Here is a 5,158-nt window from a genome sequence, read left to right as displayed (position 1 = left end):
GCTGGCTCGATAGTGAGACCGTCGCCGGCGACAGTGACCGGCAATGCACCCGGTTCGCCGCGTGTGGTCAGCGAAAACGGTAACCGCATTGCTGGGCCCTCCACTTCGGGGCGCTGCAGCGGCAGCTCGGCCGCGATGTTGCGTCGGATCAGTTCGCCAAGTACCTGCCAGCTCGCCGGCCGATCGCCTAGTGCTCGTATCGCGATCACCAGTTGCTCAGTGAGCGCGCCGTGACGGCCACCCAGCACGCTGTTACGTTCGTAGGCCGATTGCAGCGGGTCGCAGGCGACAACTCGTACGGCCAGATGGTTTGCGTCGTCGAACTCCCTTGGCCGGTCGAGCGCTGCCGCATCGATGGCCTCTAATAGAGGAAGCGCGCCGTCTGTCGGGAAGTTCCTGCTAACAGCTTTAGGAAGGATGCCCAGGTCGGCGCCCCTGGACATCGTGCCTGAGTGACAGCAATCGAGGATCGTAGTGACGTTCGCAGTCTTTGCTGTGAGCCGCCGCTGGAGATGACTGATCTCTTCGGCCAACAGTCCACGGAAGTCGTTCTCCGTCGACGCATCCATGTCGAACGGAACGAGGAAGCGCAAGTGAGACCTTTTTCCACTGCGCTGCAGTTCTTGCCACCCTGGCAATGGCGCTCTTCCGCCGTGACCGGAGTAGTAAAGCACCACAGGATCAGTTGAGCCTATGGGCGTTTCAACGATGAGTTGCTCATACGCGGCGATGATTCGCGATCGAGAGGCGTCGCCATCGACATGCACCCTCACGTCGAAGCCTCGCTCGCGGAAAAGCTCCGCCATTAACACCACGTCGCTGTTCACACCAGTCAAGCCAAAGGTCTGGCTACCAATTAGCAGAGCACGCCCAGGCATACGCCAACCTCCCTTTGTGACGCGATGATCCTAAAATGTACTGCGAAGACACAAGCCGCCATCGCGGATCCTCTAGGCCTGCGATGCTGACGGGATACTGGCGGCACCGATGCGTTTCAGTGCTGGCCATCATTCCGAGGTCGTATTCGTCGCCTCGGCGTCGTGTCGACCAGGCGCGGAAGCGTGCGCCCCCCTGTCGGCGACTGGCCTAGTTTCACCCGTCGCCCACAGTCTTGAAGCAAATGCGCCGAAACCCGTCAGAACCAACTCCATTGGTCGCGGATTCGAGCGAGCCCCGTCCGCGGAGTCCAGCGAGCTGGGTAGCCGTAAGCGTGGCCGACATAGCGTCGCACGACTGACGCCGAGGTACCTGGTGAGTCATTAGGCCGTGACCCGTCAACCCTTATTCACTTCGCACTTGCGATGCGCTTCGCCGTCGGTGACCTCACAAGGGGACCGAAATTCGTGCTGTTTGCTCGGGAGACGGCACACCCGAAAGCTGTGCGTTCCTCGGTCAGCTCCCGATCGCGATCGGCGAGCGATCCCCGGGCGGCCGATTTACCTCTGCCGCCGGGGTTCCGCCCGAGACGTGGACCTTCGACGTGTCCTAGCGTTGTCCTAAGACACTTCGTCACTAGCAAGCACGCCCCGAGCCACATCAGTACGAAGATAGGTTGCGAGCAGGTATTATCCGATACACCTTGGACGCCGTAACACGCTGCAATACAGGCGTTTTCACCCTGGCAGTGTGGGGGTCAGGGGTTCGAATCCCCTTAGCTCCACTTAGAAAACCGCAGGTCAGAGGGTTACGAGAGTTTCCCGTCGACGGCGCAATCAATAGCGGGCGTTTTGCCCCTGTGGGGACCTCTTAGGCTACGTCGGTCCTGTTTCGTGTCGATGGCAAGCCGGGGAATCGGTGATCCTCTGCTGGCCAATTGGGGTCGCGAAAACCCATGTGACACAAACACTTGGCCATCAAGTCGCCCGCCACGGCGGAGCCCTTCGGTTCGTCAAATGCTCACGCATGCTCGCCGACCCAACCCCAAGCGACGATCTCCACGACCTGGTCTACGACAGGGCCGTCGCCGGCAAACCGCTGAACCTGACCAGCAACCGTGCCCCGAAAGACTGGTATCCGCTGTCCCCGAACCCCGTCGTCGTCGAATCCCTACTCGACCGAGTGATCAACGCTAGCCGTCAAATTCGGATGGACGGACCGTCCTGCCGACCACAACGACCCGGACCCGCCACCACCTGACAACCATCCAGAACGCCCGCTACCCTCACCACAGCGGGCCCGAGCACGAGGAATTACCTGCCCGTCGGCTGAGCCAGCCGGAGGTTCGGACCCCCCGTTTGCGAGAACACCCGGGGAACCGCCCGATTGCGGAATTTAGGACGACGTCGCGGCGGGCCGTCGCACGACTTGCTGGTATTGCTGGGTGCGCAGCTTCTTGAACTTCACGATCGGGATCCGATGGTTGATCGAGCAGGCGGCGTGCGGGGCATCCTCACCGTGTCTCCATTGCACTCGCGCGCTGTGGGTGGCCGGGTCGCCAGCGAGGACCTCGGGCTCTCCGTGAGCCGGGGGATGCCCGGTGATCTTCACGTCGAGCCCGAACATCTCAGTCCAGAAGTAGGGGTCGGGTTCGTACGGCATCGATTCCGCCGGATCGATCAGGCATCGGGCGGCGGTTCTCGCCTGCTCGACCGCACTGGTCCAGTGGGGGGTGCGGCGGAACACTCCAGGAGTGTCTTCCACGACGGTGCAGTCGCCGGCGGCGGTCACGTTCGGCGCGGCCCGGCAGCAGCGATCGATCACCACTCCACCCTCGATGCGCAAGCCCGACGTCTTCAGCCACTCGACCGCAGGCCGGTCCCCGGCTGCGGTGATCGTCATATCGGCGGAGATGAACTGACCGTCGCCGTGTGACACGCCCGCGACCGGGCTGCCGACGAGCTGGACACCGCCAGGAGCGATGACGAAGCGAATGCCAGCCTGGCGTGCGCGCGCGACAACGACCTCCGAAAGCCATGCGCCCAGAAGGCGGCGCAGCGGCGGGTCACGGTCGACGACCGTCACGGCGAGCCCCAGGTTATGCAGGGTGGAGGCGACCTCCATCCCGAGGAATCCGGCACCGATGACCACGGCGGTCTTGGCGGTCGCCGCCCGGGCGGCAATGACCGCAGCATCAGACAGGTCGCGCACGACCAATTCGCCGACCTGCCCGGGGGCGGCCAGACGGAATGGTGTCGCGCCGGTCGCGATGACCAGTCCGTCGTAGGGGAGTTCGGTTCCGTCGGCAAGGATTACGTGTTGGCGGGCTGCCTCCAGGCGCGCGGCCCGTGCGTTGAGCCGCACTTCGATCGAGCCGTCGAGTGCGCCGAGCCAGGCAGACTCCGGGGGCTGCGAGCCGGCGAGCACCCCCTTGGACAGCGGGACCCGCGAGTAGGGCGGGTGGGATTCAGCCGACACTACTGTCACGTCGCCGTCAAAGCCTTCGGTGCGCAAGGCGTCGGCTGCGGTGACCGCTGCGATGGAGCCGCCGACGACGACGACGCGCCGCATACCGGGCGCGGTCACGGTTGAATGGTGAGAGCGGCCACCGGGCACGACCGAGCCCCGGACTGGGCTTGGCTCTCCAGCTCGAGCGGCACCTGCGCAAGGAGTTCCAGTTCCCCCTCGTCGTCGAGGTGGTAGACCGCTGGCGCGACCTGCTCACACAAGCCATGCCCTTCGCACTTGTGCCGATCGACTTCGACTCTCATTGCTGCGCCTTCCTCGCGTGCACGGTTACCGGGAGACGTCCCAGCCCGCGTGCCACGGTGTTGTAGTGCAGGTCGGCTGGACCGGCCAACTCGATGTGGTCGACGTGCTCCAGTAGCGCGGCGACGATGGCTCTGGCCTCGATGCGTGCCAGCGCCTGCCCGGCGCAACCGTGGGTGCCGTAGCCAAATGCCATGTGGTCCAAGGGATTGCGGTGGATGTCGAACGTGTCCGGGTGGGAATAGTGGCGCTCGTCCCGGTTGGCCGACCCGAAGTGCAGGGCGACGCTGCTGTTGGCCGGGATCGTCACCCCGTCGACCACCACGTCACGAGTCGTCTGGCGGAAGAACAGCTGCACCGGTGACTCGAAGCGAAGGGTCTCCTCGAAGGCGGCCGCGGCCAAGCTGGGGTCCGCGCGCAGCGCAGCCCAGGCTTCGGGCTGTTCGGCGAACACGCGGATCATCGCGCCGATTCCGTTCACCGTGGTGTCCATGCCGGCGACGAGGAACGCCGCCATCAGCGGAAGCGCGCTCTGCTCCCCGATCCGGCCGTCGTCGACGGCCTTGAAGATGGCATCCCCCCAGCTTCCTGGCGTGAGCTTGTCACGACGGGACACCGAGGCCATCCACTCGTTGAACGCCGTCACGACCGGCACCTTGGTCTCCATGAAGGAGTTCATTGGCCCGAAGCAGGCGAAGAACGATTCGGCTCCCGGAATGAGGATCTCGCGCCCCTCCTGGGGAATGCCGATCAGGTCGGCGACGATCGACACGGGCATCTGCTGGGCCAGTTCGGTCACCGCGTCGAACGTGCCGAGCCTCACCACGGACTGGACCAGCTCGTCGGCACGCTGGCGGATGTCGTTGCCCAGCTTGTTGATGGCGCGTGGCGCCAACTGCTCGGAGAGGACCCCTCGCAGGGCGCCGTGATCGGGGGGATCGGTGGCGATGATGGTCCCCACCAACATCTCGTTGAATTGTGGCAAGAGGGCGACGCCCTTCGACGAATAGGTCTGCGAGTCACCGTCGGCGGCTCTGACCTCGTCGTAACGCGTCAGCGCGTAGAAGTCGTGTTGGCGCATGTAGACCACGCCACCTAGGTCCCGCAGTTCTCGGTAGGCGGCGTAGGGATCTGCGTACAAGTCTTCGTCGAAGAGGTCGATGTCGGACTCCGCCACGGTAGGGGTGAGCGTCATGGGTGACTCCTTTGTCTCGGTCCTGGCACTTCGATTCGCCCGATCAGCGGGCGGTCAGCTTGTCGGCGAACCAGTCGGCGACAAACGCCGTCCGCTCCTGGCAGTGGTTGTAGATGGTGTGGTCGCCGTCGGGCCACACCCGTAGCGTCTGGTCGACGCCGGCGCCGTCCAGGAAGGGCTGCTGCGCCTCGAGGTCGAAGAGCACGTCGGCTCCGCCGTGCAGCACGAGAACAGGACACTGCAGGGGCTGGCGACGCGGGTCGTAGGCCAACCGTTCGAAGTTGGCAGCGATGCGTCCGGCATCGTCGCTGCCCAGCA

Annotated in this window: 4 protein-coding genes and 2 pseudogenes; 1 reads left to right on the top strand and 5 read right to left on the bottom strand. The window is 64.6% G+C overall.

The features are described 5' to 3' along the window. On the bottom strand, positions 1-827 hold an 827-nt coding region (locus ABW137_RS28985; protein ID WP_526405215.1), incomplete at its 3' end, for a caspase family protein. 946 nt (positions 828-1,773) lie between these two features. On the opposite strand from ABW137_RS28985, the pseudogene ABW137_RS28980 reads away from it, so the two are divergent. Further along, positions 1,774-2,136, top strand: a pseudogene (locus ABW137_RS28980) (ATP-binding protein); the annotation flags it as partial. A gap of 135 nt (positions 2,137-2,271) precedes the next feature. Here ABW137_RS28980 and ABW137_RS28975 read toward each other — a convergent pair. The 4 genes and pseudogenes from ABW137_RS28975 to ABW137_RS28960 all read right to left on the bottom strand — a co-directional run. Then, a complete protein-coding gene (locus ABW137_RS28975) occupies positions 2,272-3,462 on the bottom strand; it encodes an NAD(P)/FAD-dependent oxidoreductase (RefSeq protein WP_526405213.1) in 1,191 nt (396 codons plus the stop codon). Beyond that, positions 3,459-3,647, bottom strand: coding sequence for a ferredoxin (locus ABW137_RS28970; RefSeq protein ID WP_526405211.1), 189 nt, complete (start codon positions 3,645-3,647; stop codon positions 3,459-3,461). The genes ABW137_RS28975 and ABW137_RS28970 overlap by 4 nt, the downstream gene beginning before the upstream one ends. After that, complete coding sequence (locus ABW137_RS28965) at positions 3,644-4,840, bottom strand: cytochrome P450 (RefSeq protein WP_526405209.1); 1,197 nt, start codon at positions 4,838-4,840, stop codon at positions 3,644-3,646. The genes ABW137_RS28970 and ABW137_RS28965 overlap by 4 nt, the downstream gene beginning before the upstream one ends. Positions 4,841-4,883: 43 nt before the next feature. After that, a pseudogene (locus tag ABW137_RS28960) lies at positions 4,884-5,158 on the bottom strand (dipeptidyl aminopeptidase); the annotation flags it as partial.

This window comes from Mycobacterium sp., assembly GCF_040509115.1.
Lineage (GTDB): Bacteria > Actinomycetota > Actinomycetes > Mycobacteriales > Mycobacteriaceae > Mycobacterium.
Note: the sequence above shows the minus strand (reverse complement) of the source record. Positions and strands in the feature narration are given on the sequence as shown.